The organism is Janthinobacterium sp. 61 (genome assembly GCF_002846335.1).
Lineage (GTDB): Bacteria > Pseudomonadota > Gammaproteobacteria > Burkholderiales > Burkholderiaceae_D > Janthinobacterium.
Map to the genome: position 1 here is coordinate 1,211,663 of NZ_PJMQ01000001.1, position 16,993 is coordinate 1,228,655.

Annotated in this window: 13 protein-coding genes; 12 read left to right on the top strand and 1 reads right to left on the bottom strand. The window is 62.6% G+C overall.

Translation table 11 applies throughout. The features are described from left to right. Window positions 1–242: 242 nt before the first annotated feature. The 3 genes from CLU92_RS05660 to CLU92_RS05670 are packed head-to-tail and all read left to right on the top strand — an operon-like array spanning window position 243 to window position 3,628. A complete protein-coding gene (locus CLU92_RS05660) occupies window positions 243–1,487 on the top strand; it encodes a nitrate/nitrite transporter (protein ID WP_101481095.1) in 1,245 nt (414 codons plus the stop codon). A gap of 8 nt (window positions 1,488–1,495) precedes the next feature. Beyond that, entirely contained in the window at window positions 1,496–2,881 is a 1,386-nt protein-coding gene (locus CLU92_RS05665) for a NarK family nitrate/nitrite MFS transporter (RefSeq protein ID WP_101484514.1), read from the top strand. Between the two features lie 54 nt (window positions 2,882–2,935). Continuing rightward, window positions 2,936–3,628, top strand: coding sequence for a carbonic anhydrase (locus tag CLU92_RS05670; RefSeq protein WP_071077551.1), 693 nt, complete (start codon window positions 2,936–2,938; stop codon window positions 3,626–3,628). A gap of 121 nt (window positions 3,629–3,749) precedes the next feature. Here CLU92_RS05670 and CLU92_RS05675 read toward each other — a convergent pair whose 3' ends face one another. Next, window positions 3,750–4,121, bottom strand: a complete 372-nt coding sequence (locus CLU92_RS05675; RefSeq protein ID WP_101481096.1) for a ribonucleotide reductase subunit alpha — start codon at window positions 4,119–4,121, stop codon at window positions 3,750–3,752. Window positions 4,122–4,350: 229 nt separating this feature from the next. Between CLU92_RS05675 and CLU92_RS05680 the strand changes: the two genes are divergently transcribed. From CLU92_RS05680 to CLU92_RS05720, 9 genes are all read left to right on the top strand, one after another. Further along, complete coding sequence (locus CLU92_RS05680) at window positions 4,351–8,049, top strand: nitrate reductase subunit alpha (RefSeq protein ID WP_101481097.1); 3,699 nt, start codon at window positions 4,351–4,353, stop codon at window positions 8,047–8,049. Between the two features lies 1 nt (window position 8,050). Beyond that, window positions 8,051–9,601, top strand: a complete 1,551-nt coding sequence (narH, locus tag CLU92_RS05685; protein ID WP_101481098.1) for a nitrate reductase subunit beta — start codon at window positions 8,051–8,053, stop codon at window positions 9,599–9,601. Between the two features lie 21 nt (window positions 9,602–9,622). Continuing rightward, window positions 9,623–10,279: a nitrate reductase molybdenum cofactor assembly chaperone gene (narJ, locus tag CLU92_RS05690; protein ID WP_101481099.1), complete on the top strand. Its 657-nt coding sequence runs from the start codon at window positions 9,623–9,625 to the stop codon at window positions 10,277–10,279. Window positions 10,280–10,306: 27 nt separating this feature from the next. Beyond that, window positions 10,307–10,993: a respiratory nitrate reductase subunit gamma gene (narI, locus tag CLU92_RS05695; RefSeq protein WP_101481100.1), complete on the top strand. Its 687-nt coding sequence runs from the start codon at window positions 10,307–10,309 to the stop codon at window positions 10,991–10,993. A gap of 14 nt (window positions 10,994–11,007) precedes the next feature. Next, window positions 11,008–11,769, top strand: coding sequence for a peptidylprolyl isomerase (locus CLU92_RS05700; RefSeq protein ID WP_101481101.1), 762 nt, complete (start codon window positions 11,008–11,010; stop codon window positions 11,767–11,769). Between the two features lie 102 nt (window positions 11,770–11,871). Then, window positions 11,872–12,858 (top strand): GTP 3',8-cyclase MoaA, encoded by a 987-nt coding sequence (moaA, locus tag CLU92_RS05705; protein WP_101481102.1) that lies wholly within the window; start codon window positions 11,872–11,874, stop codon window positions 12,856–12,858. Between the two features lie 122 nt (window positions 12,859–12,980). Next, window positions 12,981–14,882 carry a type IV pili methyl-accepting chemotaxis transducer N-terminal domain-containing protein gene (locus tag CLU92_RS05710; protein ID WP_101481103.1) on the top strand — a complete coding sequence of 634 codons (1,902 nt, stop codon included), beginning with the start codon at window positions 12,981–12,983 and terminating at the stop codon, window positions 14,880–14,882. Between the two features lie 24 nt (window positions 14,883–14,906). Next, window positions 14,907–15,569, top strand: coding sequence for a response regulator (locus tag CLU92_RS05715; RefSeq protein WP_180338441.1), 663 nt, complete (start codon window positions 14,907–14,909; stop codon window positions 15,567–15,569). Between the two features lie 135 nt (window positions 15,570–15,704). Continuing rightward, entirely contained in the window at window positions 15,705–16,916 is a 1,212-nt protein-coding gene (locus tag CLU92_RS05720) for an NnrS family protein (RefSeq protein ID WP_101481104.1), read from the top strand. Window positions 16,917–16,993 lie beyond the last annotated feature (77 nt).

Genomic DNA, 16,993 nt, shown 5'->3' on the forward strand with positions numbered 1-16,993 from the left:
GTCCGTTTGTAAAACGCCCGCCATCCAGGCTAGGTCCGCGTGCCTGCATCTAGTCACTTTTGCCGATGCGGCTATCCAGATTGCCTTCCCAAAATCACCCTGTGGCCGATAGTGCCTTTCGTCACTGCCACGTAAGCTGGTCGGGACGGCTGGCCAGACGGCCAGTGCATTCATGGAGAAACATCGTGGTTACCCTAGATGGCACTAAGAACAACAGTAGTAACAAGGCAGTCGAACCGGGCATGCGGCGCAAGCAGGCGTCCGTGCTGATCAGCAGTACCTTCGCGTTTACCATCTGCTTTGCGGTATGGATGATGTTTGCCGTGCTGGGCATCCCGATCAAAACCAGCCTGGGCTTGACGGAGACGCAATTCGGCCTTCTGGCCGCCATGCCCGTGCTGACGGGCTCCCTCGTGCGCGTGCCGCTGGGTATCTGGACGGACAAATACGGCGGACGCCGCGTTTTCTTCCTGCTGATGCTGGCCAGCGTGGTGCCGATTTACCTGATTTCCTACGCCACCGCCTATTGGCACTTCCTCTTGCTGGGCATGTTCGTGGGTCTGGCGGGCGGCTCGTTCTCCGTCGGTACGCCGTATGTGGCGCGCTGGTATGAAAAGGAGCGCCGCGGCCTGGCAATGGGCATTTTCGGCGCGGGGAACTCCGGTTCGGCGCTGACCAAGTTCGTCGCGCCGGGCATCGTCGCCGCCTTTGGCTGGCAAATGCTGCCGAAGGTGTATGCGGTGGCCATGCTGGCCACGGCCATCATCTTCTGGCTGTTTTCGTACACGGACAAATCGCACCTGGCACCATCGGGCGAAAGCTTCTCGGCGCAAATGAAGGTGCTGAAGGACCCGCGCGTGTGGCGCTACTGCCAGTACTACTCGGTGGTGTTCGGCGGCTATGTGGCGCTGGCGCTGTGGATGACGAAGTACTACGTGGCCGAATACGGCTTCGACCTGAAGCATGCGGCGCTGCTGGCCGCCTGCTTCTCGCTGCCTGGCGGCGTGCTGCGCGCGCTGGGCGGCTGGATCTCGGACAAATACGGTGCGGCAAAGGTGACGTGGGCCGTGATGTGGGTGTGCTGGGTGTGCTTCTTCCTGCTGTCGTATCCGCAAACGCAGATGGTGGTGGAAACTGTCACGGGGCCGCTGGCTATCCACATCGGCCTGTCGCCGCTGTGGTTCACCGCGCTGCTGTTCATCGTCGGCATCGCCATGGCCGTGGGCAAGGCGTCCGTCTTCAAGTTCATCGGTGATGACTTTTCCGACAATATCGGTGCCGTGTCGGGCGTGGTGGGCCTGGCGGGAGGTCTCGGTGGCTTCATCTTGCCCGTGATGTTCGGCGCCCTGGTGGACTTCACCGGCGTGCGCTCGAGCGCCTTCATGCTCCTGTACGGCACCGTCTGCGTTTCCCTCGTCTGGATGTATTTCTCGTTCAAGCCGCTCCGTGCGGCGACTAACCCTCAACCTGCAGGAGTAACGTTATGAGTAAGCTCGTGAGCCGCTACATGATCAATACGTGGGAGCCGGAAACCCCGAGCTTCTGGCAAAACACGGGCAAGGCCACGGCCGCGCGCAACCTGTGGATTTCGATTCCCGCGCTGCTGCTGGCGTTCGCCGTGTGGATGGTGTGGAGCGTGGTGGTCGTCAACCTGCCCAACATCGGTTTCACCTACAGCAACAACCAGCTGTTCTGGCTGACGGCCTTGCCTGGCCTGTCCGGCGCCACCTTGCGCATCTTTTATTCGTTCATGGTGCCCATCTTTGGCGGCCGCCGCTGGACGGCCATTTCCACGGGATCTCTCCTGATTCCCGCGATCGGCATCGGCCTGGCCGTGCAGGATGTAAACACGGGCTATCCGACCATGCTGATCCTGGCGCTGCTGTGCGGCTTCGGCGGCGGCAATTTCGCCTCGTCGATGGCCAACATCAGCTTTTTCTATCCGAAGGCGAGCAAGGGCTTCGCGCTGGGCATGAATGCTGGCCTGGGCAACCTGGGCGTGTCGGTGGTGCAGTTCGTCGTGCCGCTGGTGATCACCTTCGCCGTCTTCGGCGCCTGGGGCGGCGATTCGCTGACCTGGGTCAAGAATGGCGTGAGCAAGGACATGTGGCTGCAAAACGCGGGCTTCATCTGGGTGCCGTTCATCGCCTTGAGTACCTTGCTGGCCTGGTTCGGCATGAATGACCTGGCTTCGGCCAAGGCTTCGTTTTCCGAACAGGCCGTGATCTTCAAGCGCAAGCACAACTGGCTCATGTGCTGGCTGTACACGGGCACCTTCGGCTCCTTCATCGGTTATTCGGCCGCGTTTCCGCTGCTGATCAAGATCCAGTTTCCCGACGTGAACCCGCTCGATTACGCCTTCCTGGGCCCCCTGGTGGGTGCGCTGGCGCGCGTGGCCGGCGGTGTGATTTCCGATAAATTAGGCGGCGCCCGCGTCACCCTGTGGTCTTTCCTGCTGATGATAGGCGCCGTGCTGGGCGTGCTGTACTTCATGCCGCAAGCTGGCGTGGGTGGTAGTTTTAGTGGCTTCTTCTGGATGTTCATGCTGCTGTTCGCCGGCACGGGCATCGGCAATGCGTCGACCTTCCGCATGATTCCCGTGATCTTTTTGACGGAGCATCAGCGCGCGGCCGCCGGCAAGGGCAAGGCGGCGCAGGAGCAAGCCATCGTCGACGCCAACAAGGAGGGCGCGGCAGTCCTGGGCTTCACGTCGGCCGTGGCGGCCTACGGTGCCTTCTTCATTCCGAAAAGCTATGGCACCTCGATTTCGCTGACGGGCAGCCCCGATGCGGCCCTGTGGTGCTTCATCGGCTTTTATGTCAGCTGCATCGCGATCACCTGGTGGTGCTATGCCCGCAAGAACGCGCCGATGCCTTGCTAGTTAGAACGTCTGGCAAGTCGTTCTTGCCAGACGTTGAGGAAATGAAAGTATGTCATGGAAGAACTGGAAAAATTCGTCAACGGCTTCAGCCTGTTTCAGCAGCAGTACTTCAGCGAGCCGCAGACCTTGTACGACAGCTTGCGCGATGGGCAGCGGCCCACGACCTTGCTGATCGGTTGCTGCGATTCGCGCGTCGACCCCATGCTGCTGACGGGCAGCGACCCGGGTGACATGTTCGTCGTGCGCAATATCGCCAACCTGGTGCCGCCGTGTACGCCCGACGCGCCGCCCGGCGTCAGCTCGGCCATCGAGTTCGCCGTCTGCAAGCTCGAAGTGGCCAGGGTGATCGTGCTCGGACATGCGCGCTGCGGCGGCATCCGCGCGCTGCTGGAACCGCAGCCGCGCGCGGAAGGACAGGAAACGGACTTCGTGGGCCAGTGGATGCGCATTGCCGAACCGGTGGCGCAGCGCGTGCGGCGCGAGCTGGCGCACCGCTCATCGGAAGAGCAGCACCATGCGTGCGAACTGGCCAGCATCCTGCAGTCGCTGGACAATCTGCTGACCTACCCTTGGCTGAAGCGCCGGGTGGAGCAGGGGGTGTTGAAACTGCATGGCTGGTATTTCGACATCGACAGCGGCGCCCTGATGGCGTATTCGGCGCGCCAGCAGCAGTTTTTGCCCCTGGTATGCCCGATAGAAAGGGCGCGCCACCTGCACGAGCGCCCGTGGCCCGATGCGGCCAGGTAATCCGAAACGTGCCGCCAACAATGTGTCGGATTACGCTACGCTAATCCGACCTACCTTGCATAATTGGTGGAAGAATGATGTAGGTCGGATTAGCCCGCAGGGCGTAATCCGACAAGTTCCCTCAGCTAAAACGTAACAAATCCCCGCTGCGGTCAAACGCCAGCAGGCCGTCGATGCGCCCTTGCTCGATGGCTGTCACCATGGCGCGCAGGGGCGCTTCGCATTCCTGCGCGGCGGGCGGCTGGCCGTCCTGGCCCGCCAGTCCCGCCACGAAGACCACGTCCCAGTGCGTCTGCATCTGTTTCGACTCCTCCTTCAATGTCTCGAAGCTGTCCAGCTCCTCGGGCAGCTTGTCTGCGCACATCACAGGCGTGAGGGACTTGCCCTGGCCGCCAGGCTGGGCCTGCGCCTGGGTAAAGGTGAACAGCAGGCGTTGCGGCTGCTCCTGGTTGCGGGCGCTGCGCAGCAGGCTGGCGTAATCGGTGATGGACATGGTTTTCTCCTGGTTGAACGATGGCGACAGGTATACCGCAGCAGGTCTGCGGTGCCCATAGGCAATAGTGACTACCCGCCTATGCATTCCTGGTGCGGGAAACCGACTTCTTGCCAATACCGCCGAGCAGGGCGCATCGATAGACTGTTTGTATCGACGCTTGAGCCATCCTGCTTGCAGCGTTTTTTAAGACCTGGCGCCGCTGTCCGCGGCGTAATGTGGAGGTAGCATGAGTCACTTTCTGGACCGCCTGAAATTTTTTAGCAAGCCCGCCGAGCCGTTTTCCAACGGCCATGGCACCGTGGTCGATGAAGACCGTACCTGGGAAAACGCCTATCGCCAGCGCTGGCAGCACGACAAGATCGTGCGTTCCACGCATGGCGTGAACTGTACCGGCTCGTGCAGCTGGAAGGTGTATGTCAAGAATGGCCTGATCACCTGGGAAACCCAGCAAACCGATTACCCGCGCACGCGGCCCGACCTGCCCAATCACGAGCCCCGCGGCTGCCCGCGCGGCGCCAGCTATTCCTGGTACGTGTATTCGGCGCAGCGCGTGAAGTATCCGATGGTGCGCGGCCGCCTGATGGAAATGTGGCGCGAGGCGCGCAAGACCATGGACCCCGTGACGGCCTGGGACTGGATCAGCCAGGATCCCGTGCGCTCGCAGCAGTACAAATCCATCCGCGGCCTGGGCGGCTTCGTGCGCGCCACGTGGGAAGAATCGAATGAAATCATCGCCGCCGCGAATGCGCTGACGATCAAAAAATATGGCCCGGACCGCATCGTCGGCTTCTCGCCGATTCCCGCCATGTCCATGGTCAGCTATGCCTCCGGCACGCGCTACCTGTCGCTGATCGGCGGCGTGGCCCTGAGCTTCTACGACTGGTACTGCGACTTGCCGCCCGCCAGCCCGCAAGTGTGGGGCGAACAGACGGACGTGCCGGAATCGGCCGACTGGTACAACTCGACCTATTTGATGGTGTGGGGCTCGAACGTGCCGATGACGCGCACGCCGGACGCCCACTTCTACACGGAAGTGCGCTACAAGGGCACGAAAACCGTGGCTATCTCTCCCGATTACGGCGAAATGGTGAAGTTCGGCGACATCTGGCTGGCGCCTAAACAAGGCACGGACGCCGCGCTGGCGCTGGCCATGGGGCACGTCATCCTCAAGGAATTCCACTCGGAAGGGCAGAGCGCCTACTTCCGCGAGTATGCGCGCCAGTACACGGACTTCCCCATGCTGGTGCTGCTCAAGGAGCATAACGGCACCCTGGTGCCCGACTACTTCCTGCGCGCTTCGCACCTGGACAACAACCTCGACGAAACCAATAACCCGGAATGGAAAACCCTGGTCATCGACGAAACCACGGGGACAATCACGGCGCCGGCCGGCTCCATCGGCTTCCGCTGGGGTGAGTCGGGCAAGTGGAACCTGGAACAGAAGGCGGGCGGCAGCGGCGTGCCCATCGTGCCGATGCTCTCCATGATCAACGACAGCGACGCCGTCACGGAAGTGGGTTTCGCCTACTTCGGCGGCAAGGATGCGGCTGACATGCTGCTGCGCAAAGTGCCGGTGAAGACCATCCGCCTGGCCGATGGCACGACGGGCCTGGTCACCACCGTGTTCGACCTGACCCTCGCCAACTACGGCATCGACCGTGGCCTCGGTGGCGGAAACGTGGCGGAAAGCTATGACGACGACGTGCCTTACACCCCCGCGTGGCAGGAAAAGCACACAGGCGTGAAGCGCGCCGACGTCATCACCGTGGCGCGCCAGTTCGCGCAAAACGCGGACCAGACGCGCGGCAAGAGCATGGTCATCGTAGGCGCCGGCCTGAATCACTGGTACCACATGGACATGACATATCGCGGCATCATCAACATGCTGATGATGTGCGGCTGTATCGGCCAGTCCGGCGGCGGCTGGGCCCACTACGTGGGCCAGGAAAAACTGCGTCCGCAAACGGGCTGGACGCCTTTGGCCTTCGCCCAGGACTGGGTGCGTCCGATGCGCCAGATGAACGGCACCTCGTTCTTCTATGCCCACACCAGCCAGTGGCGCCATGAAAAGCTGGAAACGGGCGACATCGCCTCGCCATCGGCGGCCGGCGGCACGGGCGACCTGACCCTGCTCGACTATAACGCCAAGGCTGAACGCATGGGCTGGTTGCCATCGGCGCCGCAGCTGCAAACCAATCCGCTGGAAGTGGCCAGGGCCGCCAAGGCGGCAGGGCAGGCACCGGCCGCATATGCGCTCGATCAGATCAAGGCGGGCCAGCTGCAGTTCTCGTGCGACGATCCGGACAATCCAGCCAACTTCCCGCGCAATATGTTTGTCTGGCGCTCGAATATCCTGGGCAGCTCGGGCAAGGGCCACGAGTACTTCCTCAAGTATTTGCTGGGCACGCAGAATGGCTTGCTCAGCGACGAAGACGACTGCATCACGCCAAAGCAGGTGAAAGTGCGTCCCGCCGCCGAAGGCAAGCTCGATCTGCTGGTGGTGCTGGACTTCCGCATGTCGACCACGTGCCTGTATGGCGACGTGGTGCTGCCGACGGCCACCTGGTATGAAAAGGATGACTTGAATACGTCGGACATGCACCCCTTCATCCACCCGCTGTCGGAAGCCGTGCAGCCCCTGTGGCAATCGAAGTCGGACTGGGAAATTTACAAGGGCATCGCCGAGAAATTCTCGGAAATCGGTGGCGAACTTCTGGGCACCCAGCAAGACATCATCCTCACGCCGCTGATGCACGATACGCCAGGTGAGCTGGGCCAGCCTTTCGATCCCAAGGACTGGCGCGCCGGTGAATGCGAGGCCATCCCGGGCAAGACCATGCCGAATATGACGGTGGTCGAGCGCAATTACCGCGACGTGTACAAGAAGTTCACCTCGATCGGACCACTGCTGGAGAGCATCGGCAACGGCGGCAAGGGCATTTCCTGGAAAACGGGCCATGAAGTCGAGGTACTGCGCGGCATCAACCGCACGGTGCTCGATGAAGGCGTGTCGAAGGGCCAGCCGCGCCTCGACACGGCCATCGATGCGGCCGAGATGATCCTGACGCTGGCGCCGGAAACGAATGGCCACGTGGCAGTCAAGGCCTGGGCCGCGCTGTCCGCCATCACGGGACGCGAGCACACGCATCTGGCCAAGCCGCGCGAGCATGACAGCATCCGCTTCCGCGATGTACAGGCGCAGCCGCGCAAGATCATTTCCTCGCCCACCTGGTCAGGCCTGGAAAGCGAAGAAGTCAGCTACACGGCCGGCTATACCAACGTGCATGAAATGATCCCATGGCGCACCCTGACGGGCCGCCAGCAGTTTTACCAGGATCACCTGTGGATGCGCGATTTTGGCGAAGGGCTGTGCGTGTACAAGCCGGCCATCAACACGAAGACGACGGAAGCGCTGTTGGGTACCAAGCCGAACGGCAACAAGGAACTGGCGCTGAACTTTCTGACGCCGCACCAGAAATGGGGCATCCACTCCACGTATTCGGACAACCTGCGCATGCTGACCCTGTCACGCGGCGGGCCGCACGTATGGCTGTCGGAAATCGATGCGAAAACGGCCGGTATCGTCGACAACGACTGGATCGAAGTCTTCAACGTGAATGGCAGCCTGACGGCGCGTGCCATCGTCAGCCAGCGCATCCCGGCCGGCATGACGATGATGTACCACGCCCAGGAAAAGATCATCAACGTGCCCGGCGCGGAGATGACGGGCAAGCGGGGCGGCATCCATAACTCGGTGACGCGCGCCGTGCCCAAGCCGACGCACATGATCGGCGGCTACGCCCAGCTGGCCTACGGCTTCAATTACTACGGCACGGTGGGCTCCAACCGCGATGAATTCGTATTGGTGCGCAAGATGAACAAGGTTGACTGGCTCGAAGGCCCGTTGCAGGAAGAAGGAGCATAGTATGAAAATCAGAGCGCAAATCGGCATGGTGCTGAACCTGGACAAGTGCATCGGCTGCCACACCTGTTCCGTCACCTGCAAGAACGTATGGACCAGCCGCGACGGCGTCGAGTACGCATGGTTCAACAACGTTGAAACCAAGCCCGGCATCGGCTATCCGAAGCAGTGGGAAAACCAGGACAAGTGGAATGGCGGCTGGCGCCGCACGGACGCGGGCAAGATCGAGCCGCGGCAGGGCAGCCGTCTGAAGATCCTGGCGAATATCTTCGCCAACCCGAACCTGCCGGCCATCGACGAGTACTACGAGCCGTTCACCTACGACTACGAGCACCTGCAAAGCGCACCGCTGTCGCAGACGCCGCCGACGGCCCGTCCGATCTCCGTGCTGACGGGGAAAAAGATGGAAAAAATCGAGTGGGGTCCGAATTGGGAAGATGACCTGGGTGGTGAATTTGCCCAGCGCAGCAAGGACAAGCTGTTCGACAATATGCAGAAGGAGATGTACGGCACCTTCGAAAACACCTTCATGATGTATCTGCCGCGCCTGTGCGAGCATTGTCTCAACCCGACCTGCGTGGCGTCCTGCCCGTCCGGCTCCGTGTACAAGCGCGAAGACGACGGCATCGTGCTGATCGACCAGGACAAGTGCCGCGGCTGGCGCATGTGCATCTCCGGTTGTCCGTACAAGAAGATTTACTACAATTGGTCGTCAGGCAAGGCGGAGAAGTGCACCTTCTGCTTCCCCCGCATCGAGGCAGGCCAGCCTACCGTGTGCTCGGAAACGTGCGTGGGCCGCATCCGCTACCTGGGCGTGCTGCTGTACGACGCCGACAAGATCGAAGCTGCCGCCTCCGTGCCGCAGGAGCAGGACTTGTACCAGGCGCAGCTGGACCTGTTCCTCGATCCGCACGACCCGGCCATCATCGCCGAGGCGCGCCGCCAGGGCATTCCCGACCTGTGGCTGGAAGCGGCCGTCAAGTCGCCCGTCTACAAGATGGCCGTCGAGTGGAAAGTGGCGTTCCCGCTGCATCCCGAGTACCGTACCTTGCCGATGGTGTGGTACGTGCCGCCCCTTTCGCCGATCCAGGCGGCTGCCGAATCGGGCAAGCTGGGCGTGAATGGCGTGTTGCCGGACACGCAAAGCCTGCGCATTCCCGTGCAATACCTGGCCAATTTGCTGACGGCGGGCGACCAGCCGCCCATCATCTCGGCGCTGGACCGCATGCTGGCCATGCGCGCCTACATGCGCAGCAAAACCGTCGAGAAGGTGGAGAACCTGACGGTATTGAAACAGGTGGGCCTGACCAAGGCGCAGGTGGAGGACATGTACCACATCATGGCCATCGCCAATTACGAAGACCGCTTCGTCATTCCCAGCAGCCACAAGGAAATGGCGGAAGACAGCTTCAACGAGAAGGGTTCGTGTGGCTTCAGCTTCGGCAATGGCTGCTCGGACGGCAGCAGCGAACCGACCTTGTTCGGCAAGAAAAAACATGGTTCGGCCATCTTCATGCAGATGCCGAAGTCGCGCAAAACGGCGCCAGGCGCTTAAGGAATCGATATGACACACGCTATGAATCACTATCAAATCCTCTCGCGCCTGCTGCTGTATCCCGAGCCCGAGCTGATCTCGCACCTGCCGCAGCTGGACGCGGCGCTGGCCGCCATGCCGGAACAGCACGCCTTGCTGCGGCCCTTGCTGTCGCACCTGGAAAGCAGCAGCCTGATCGACCTGCAGCAGCAGTACGTGGCCACGTTTGACCGCAATCCATCGCACTCGTTGCACCTGTTCGAGCATATCCACGGCGAATCGCGCGACCGGGGCCAGGCCATGGTTGACCTGATGGAGGAATACAAGCGCCATGGCTTGCAGATGACGGGGGACGATCTGCCCGACTTCGTGCCCTTGTTCCTGGAATTCCTGGCGCAGCTCGACGCGGCGGCATCGGCGCCGCTGCTGGGCGACGCCGTCCACGTACTGGCGCATATCGGCCGCAAGCTGACGGCCAACGGCAGTCCATATGCGCCCGTCTTCACGGTGCTCGAACGACTGAGCCCCGTGGCAGCCGAAATGCTGGCCGAACCGCCCATCCGCGACATGGATGAAGCGCTGGAAACCTTCGGTCCTGGTGCGGATGGCGTCGAGCCATTGCTGCGCCCAGGTCAGGGCCAGGTCGCAGGCGGCGTCCATCCCGTGCATTTTCACCCGCAGCCGCGGCGCGCAGCTTGAAGCGCGCCCGCATGAGGAGAGTACATCATGAATAATTATCTGCATCAATTTGTGTATGGCATCTATCCATACATCGCGCTGGCCATCTTTTTCCTTGGCAGCCTGATCCGTTTCGACCGCGAGCAATACACGTGGAAGTCCGACTCCAGCCAGCTGCTGCACCGTGGCAGCTTGCGCCTGGGCAATATCCTGTTCCACATCGGCATCATCGGCCTGCTGTTCGGCCATGCGGCCGGCTTGCTTACCCCCGTCTGGGTGTGGGATACCCTAGGCATCACGCACAGCCTGAAGCAGGGCGTGGCCATGGCGGCAGGCGGCATCATGGGCGGACTGTGCCTTGCCGGCCTGCTGATCCTGCTGGTGCGCCGCTTTTCCAATGACCGGCTGCGCGCCGTCACCACGGCCGGCGACAAGCTGGTGATGGTGTGGATTTTGCTGACCTTGCTGCTGGGCTTGTCGTCGATCTTTGTCTCGGCTTCGCACATGGATGGCCACATGATGGTCTTGCTGATGAATTGGGCGCAGCACATCGTCACCTTCCGCGGCGACGCGGCCAGCTTCATCTTTGACGCGCCGCTGGTCTTCAAGCTGCATCTGTTCATGGGCATGTCACTGTTCGTCATCTTCCCGTTCACCCGTCTGGTGCACGTGTGGAGCGGCTTTGGCGCAGTTGCCTATTTGGGCCGCGCCTATCAACTGGTGCGCCGCCGCTAAGAAAGGAGTCAGTCATGGGAATCTCCGTCAATGGCATCGATATCGACGATGCCGACATCGCGCAGGAACTGCCGCATCACGACCGTGCCGGCAATCCGCTGAAACAGGCTGTGCATGAACTGGTGCTGCGCCGGATGCTGCAAGACGAGGCCGAGCGCCTCGATGTGTCGGGCGACAGTATCGACGACCGCATCGAGGCGCTGTTTGAGCAGGAAGTGCGCGTACCACCCGCCGACGATGCGGCTTGCCGCACCTTTTATGCGCAGCGTCCGCAGCTGTTCCGCAGCGGCGCGCTGGTCGAGGCGCGCCACATCCTGTTCCAGGTGACGCCGGAAGCGCCACTGGAGCTGCTGCGCGCGACGGCACAAGCCGTGCTCGATGCCCTGAAACAGGCACCGGAACGCTTCGCCGAACTGGCAGCGCAGTATTCGAACTGCCCGTCAGGCGCGCTGGGGGGCAACCTGGGCCAGCTCTCACCGGGGCAGAGCGTGCCGGAATTCGACGCGCTGCTGTTCCGCCTGGAGGCGGGTGCGCTGGCCGGGCACTTGCTGGAAACGCGCTTCGGCTACCACATCGTGCAGGTGCAGCGCCGGGTCGAAGGCCAGGCTATCGCCTACGAGGCGGTGCAGGCACAGATCGCCGACCGCCTGTCGCGCGCCGCGTGGCAGCGCGCCGTGCACCAGTATCTGCACATGCTGGTGGCGCGCGCCGAGATCTCGGGCATTGAACTGGAAGGTGCAAGCGTCGAAGGCACCGCCAGCCCGCTGGTTCAGTAGGCTGAAATGCCTAGGCCGGAAGGCGTAGGCCGCTAGGCCTTATGGGGCACAGTCAGATCGTGCCCCAGCCTTTACAATCAAGGAAGAAACAGGAGTAGCGTCATGGGTAGCGTCAAGTTGCAGGACCGTTTTGGCCGTTCGATCGATTATGTGCGGCTGTCCGTTACCGACCGCTGCGATTTGCGTTGCAGTTATTGCATGCCCAAGGGCTTTCGCGGCTTCGAAGAGCCGAAGGACTGGCTGACGTTCGATGAGATCGAGCGCTTGCTGGGTATTTTTGTTCGCCTCGGCACGCGCCGCGTGCGCCTGACGGGCGGCGAGCCGCTGTTGCGGCGCGACCTGCCCGAACTGGCGCAGAAGCTTTCCGCGCTGCCCGGTTTGCAGGATTTGTCGCTGTCGACGAACGCTACCCAATTGGGCAAGCATGCCAAGGCACTGCGCGCGGCGGGCGTGGACCGCATCAATGTCAGCCTGGACTCTTTGGACCGCGCCTGCATGCAGCAGATCACGGGACGTGACAGCCTGCAGCCTATTTTGGACGGCCTGATGGCGGGCAAGGCGGCCGGTTTCGACCCGATCAAGATCAATATGGTGGCCATGCGCGGCATTAATGACGGCCAGATCGAAGCCATGGCGGCCTTCTGCATCGAGCAGCAGTTCATCCTGCGCCTGATCGAAGCCATGCCCATGGGCAGTACGGGCCGCAATGCCAGCTACATGCCCCTGGGGCCCGTGCGCGAGCACCTGGCGTCCCGCTTTGGCCTGGTGCCGCAGGCGATGGAACTCGGTGGCGGGCCGGCGCGTTACATGGCGACACCCGATGGACGCTCGAGCATCGGCTTCATCACGCCCATGTCGCAGCATTTCTGCGCCAGCTGCAACCGCGTGCGCCTGTCCGTCGATGGTACCCTGTATCTGTGCCTGGGCCAGGAAGAAAAATTCGCCTTTGGCCCCATGCTGCGTGGCGGGGCCACGGATGCGGAGATCGAAGCGGCAATCCGCGCCGCCATCGAACTGAAGCCGCAGCAGCATGATTTCAATACGCAGCCGGACAAGATCGTGCGCTTCATGGCGCAGACGGGCGGCTGAGTGGAGGTGTCACTGCTGGGGTCAGACCCGCCGGGTCTGACCCCGGATCTTGGCCTGTGGGTGGAGTGATGTCGCTGACTTGACTGCATAAGGGCCACAAACAGGCATTTATTAGGGGTAGTATGAAAATCAAGGCGATGTTTTCCTCCTGGCAGAAGCTGTCGACCAAGATCGTCGGCGCGCTGCTGCTCATGCTGGTGCTGGCCTTGAGTGCCATCGGCTGTACCCTGTTCCTGTCGTGGCAGCTCGAAGGCAGCTCGGCCGCCATCAACGAGACGGGCCGATTGCGCATGCAGACTTACCGCCTGACCCTGCTGCTTGCCAGCGACGCCGATGAGCAGGCACGCCAGCAAGTGCTGCTGATCGACGAGACCCTGGCCAAGATCGGCCACGGCGACCCGCAGCGCCCCTTGTTCCTCCCCCCCAGCACGGCCATCAAGTCGGAATTCGAGCGCATCAGCGCCGCCTGGCGCGGCGCCTTGCGCCCGGCCGCCCTGGCTGCCGCTTCCGCCGCGCGCGCGCGCCAGTTCGAGCACGACGCCGATACCTTTGTCGGCCAGGTCGACCAGCTGGTGCGCCTGATCGAGCATGATAGTGAACAGCGTACCTTCTGGCTGCGCGCCTCGCAGCTGATCCTGGTGGGCATGGCCGTCATCGGCACGGTCAGCATGATTTACCTGATGTTCATGCTTATCATCGAGCCTGTGACGCGGCTGCGCCTGGGCATGCAACGCATGAAGGAACGCGATTTCAGCGTGCGCCTGGCCGTCGAAAGCAATGACGAATTCGGCCAGCTGGCCAGTGGCTTCAATCAGATGGCCGACCGTCTGCAGGCCCTCTACGGCAACCTGGAAGAGGGCGTGCGCAGCAAGACAGCTACCCTGGAGTACCGCAACCGCGAATTGGCCCTGCTGTACGAAAGCTCCGCTTTCCTGCAGCGCCCCCAGCCCCTGGAAGATCTTTGCGGGGGCTTCATGCAGCGCATCGTCGATTATTTCGAGGCGGACGGCTCCACCGTGCGCGTGCTCGATGCGGAGCGGGGCAACCTGCACATGGTGGTGCACCACGGCCTGTCCGAGGAACTGGTGGCGTCCGAGCATTGCCTGAAGGTGGGCGACTGCCTGTGCGGCACGGCCGTCGAGATGAAGGTGGCGAAGGTGCACGACATGCGCCGTATCGACAAGGCACACGAGCTGCGCTGCCACCGCGAGGGCTTTGCCACCGTCTCCGTCTTTCAACTCCACGCGCACGAACAGCACCTGGGCTTCTTCAACCTGCATTTCCGCCATGCGCGCGTGTTTTCCGCGCGCGAGCTGGCTTTGCTGGAAACCCTGGGCCAGCTGCTGGGTATCGCCCTGGAAAACATGCGCCTGGCCGCGCGCGAGCGCGAGATGGCCATTTCCGAAGAGCGCAACCTGGTAGCGCAGGGCCTGCACGACAGCATCGCGCAAAGCCTCAATTTCCTCAACCTGCAAGTGCAGATGCTCGACGATTCCGTGCGCAATGCGCGCTTCGATGAAGTGGCGGGCATCGTGCCGGCCCTGCATGCGGGCGTGAAGGAAAGCTATGAAGACGTGCGCGAACTGCTGGCCAACTTCCGCAGCCGCCTGATGGAGGATGATCTGATCGGCTCCCTGCGCGCGGCAATCGATAAATTCCGCCGCCAGACGGGCATCGAGGCCGAGCTGCTGGCCGATGTCGACGGCGCGCCATTCCCCCGGGAACAGCAATTGCAGTTACTATTCATCGTGCAGGAAGCGCTGTCGAACATCCGCAAGCACGCCCAGGCCAGCCATGTCGAGGTGCGCCTCGCTGATCACCAGGACTTTACGCTGACGATCAGCGACAATGGCGTCGGCTTCGATGCTTGCGCCTTGCTGGAAAAGGGCGACAGCCATGTCGGCATCCATATCATGCGCGAGCGCGCGCAGCGCATCGAAGCGACGTTCGACGTGCACGCCTGTCCCGGTGGCGGTACGACCGTCGAACTGCATCTGTCGCGCGAGCAGCGCCGCGCCGCCTAAGCCACTATCTGAAAGTACAAAAAAATGGAGATTCCCGATAAACCGATCACCGTCATGCTGGTGGACGACCACGCGCTGTTCCGCAGCGGCATACGCTCGTTGCTGCAGCGGCATACCGAATTTTCCGTGGTGGGCGAGGCGGCCGATGGCGTGGAAGGCATCAAGCGCGCCATCCAGCTGCAGCCCGACGTGGTCCTGCTGGACCTGAACATGGCCGGCATGTCGGGCGTCGAAGCGCTGCAGCTGATGCAGCATGACTGTCCCGACACGGCCATCGTCATGCTGACCGTGTCCGAAGATGCCGAGGACCTGGCGACAGCCCTGCGCGCGGGCGCCTGCGGTTATCTGATCAAGAATATCGACGCCGACTACCTGGTGCGCGCCATCCGCCGCGCGGCCGCCGGCGAAGTCGTCATCGCCGAAGCCATGACGGGCAAACTGGTGGCGCAGCTCCAGGCGGGCACGCGGCGCGAGGAACCTGTGTCGGAACTCGACAAGCTCACGCCGCGCGAAAAGGAAATCATCGACTGCCTGTCACGCGGCGAGAGCAACAAGGGCATCGCGCGCACCCTCGACCTGGCCGAAAGCACGGTCAAGATCCACGTGCAGAACGTGCTGAAAAAACTCAATCTCACCAGCAGGGTGCAGGCGGCCGTGTATGCGGTTGAGCACCGCCAGGGCAAGTAGCCCGGTAAATGGGGGCTGACCCGCCGGGTCGGACCCCATGCCCACTTCCATCTATTTCGCTAGTTCTTTTTGCCGATAGCCGTCTTTGTGCTTTTAAAGTAGTATATTGAATATATCTTTAAAAACGAGTCCATCATGGCCATCACCCCGATCAGCGAACCTACCCCATCCTCCACGACAGCCGGCGCCGCGCCCTGGCATGCCCGCCATGCCGTCTGGCAGCTGGGTTTTCGACCGTTCTATCTGCTGGCGGCCGTGTTTGCGGCCCTCAGTATTCCGCTGTGGCTGGCCAGCTATGCCGGCTTGTTGACGGGCAGCCTGCAAGTGGGCCTGGGCTGGCACATGCATGAAATGGTGTTCGGCTTCGCGCTGGCCGTCGTCGTGGGCTTTTTGTACACGGCGGGCCGCAACTGGACGGGCTTGCCCACGCCGCATGGTGCCCAGCTGATGGCGCTGCTTGGCCTGTGGTTGGCGGGGCGCATCGCCATGCTGTGCGGGCCCGGGCTGTTGGCGGCGCTGGTCGATTGGCTGTTCCTGCCGCTGGCCGCCTGGCCCCTGTATCAGGTGCTGCGCCGCTCGGGCAATACGCGCAATCTGTTTCTGGTGGGGCTGCTGGCCTTGCTGGCGTTGGCCAATGGCCTGTTCCACGCGGCCGTGCTGGGGTGGCTGACGCTATCCGTATTCCTACCCGTGCAGGCGGCCATCTTCCTTATCGTGCTGATCGAATCGGTGATCGGCGCGCGCGTCATTCCCATGTTTACCCGCAATGGCGCGCCTGGCAGTACGCCCGTGGCCAGCCCGAAGCGTGCGCTGGCGGCCGTGGCCTGCATGGCGGCGGCGGCCAGCGCGTGGCTGGCCGGCGCGCCAGCCTGGCTGACGGCGCCGCTAGCCCTGGCGGCAAGCGGCGTGTCGCTGGCCAATCTGCTGGCCTGGCAGCCGCATCGCACCGTGCGCGTGCCCTTGCTGTGGATTTTGCACCTGTCGTATGCGTGGATAGGCGTGGGCTTTGCGCTGCTGGCGCTGGCCAGCCTGGGGCTGCTGCCGGCCAGCGCCGTATTTCACGCGCTGACGGTGGGCTCGATGGCGGGATTGATCATCGGCATGATGACGCGCACCACGCTGGGCCACACGGGCCGCCCTTTGACGGGCGGCCGGGCAGAAGCGGCGATGTACTGGCTGATCCAACTGGGCGCGCTGGCACGCCTGCTGGCCGCCGTCGGTCCAGCAGCACTGGCCATGCCACTGCTGCTGGCTGCCGGCACGTGCTGGTCGCTGGCCTTTGGCGCGTATGTGTGCGTGTATGCGCCCTATCTGTGGCGTGCCAGGGTGGACGGGCGAGAAGGGTAGGCGGCTGTCAGAAAGGGCGCCAGGCCATCAGTTTCCTGATTTCCGGCGTCCAGTAGGACAGCGATTCGCCCACGACG

Excerpts from the sequence above, each read along its gene's own strand:
- CLU92_RS05660 (WP_101481095.1), top strand. The coding sequence starts at position 243 with ATGCGGCGCAAGCAGGCGTCCGTGCTGATCAGCAGTACCTTCGCGTTT.
- CLU92_RS05670 (WP_071077551.1), top strand. The coding sequence starts at position 2,936 with ATGGAAGAACTGGAAAAATTCGTCAACGGCTTCAGCCTGTTTCAGCAG.
- CLU92_RS05675 (WP_101481096.1), bottom strand. The coding sequence starts at position 4,121 with ATGTCCATCACCGATTACGCCAGCCTGCTGCGCAGCGCCCGCAACCAG.
- CLU92_RS05680 (WP_101481097.1), top strand. The coding sequence starts at position 4,351 with ATGAGTCACTTTCTGGACCGCCTGAAATTTTTTAGCAAGCCCGCCGAG.
- narH (WP_101481098.1), top strand. The coding sequence starts at position 8,051 with ATGAAAATCAGAGCGCAAATCGGCATGGTGCTGAACCTGGACAAGTGC.
- narJ (WP_101481099.1), top strand. The coding sequence starts at position 9,623 with ATGAATCACTATCAAATCCTCTCGCGCCTGCTGCTGTATCCCGAGCCC.
- narI (WP_101481100.1), top strand. The coding sequence starts at position 10,307 with ATGAATAATTATCTGCATCAATTTGTGTATGGCATCTATCCATACATC.
- CLU92_RS05700 (WP_101481101.1), top strand. The coding sequence starts at position 11,008 with ATGGGAATCTCCGTCAATGGCATCGATATCGACGATGCCGACATCGCG.
- moaA (WP_101481102.1), top strand. The coding sequence starts at position 11,872 with ATGGGTAGCGTCAAGTTGCAGGACCGTTTTGGCCGTTCGATCGATTAT.
- CLU92_RS05710 (WP_101481103.1), top strand. The coding sequence starts at position 12,981 with ATGAAAATCAAGGCGATGTTTTCCTCCTGGCAGAAGCTGTCGACCAAG.
- CLU92_RS05715 (WP_180338441.1), top strand. The coding sequence starts at position 14,907 with ATGGAGATTCCCGATAAACCGATCACCGTCATGCTGGTGGACGACCAC.
- CLU92_RS05720 (WP_101481104.1), top strand. The coding sequence starts at position 15,705 with ATGGCCATCACCCCGATCAGCGAACCTACCCCATCCTCCACGACAGCC.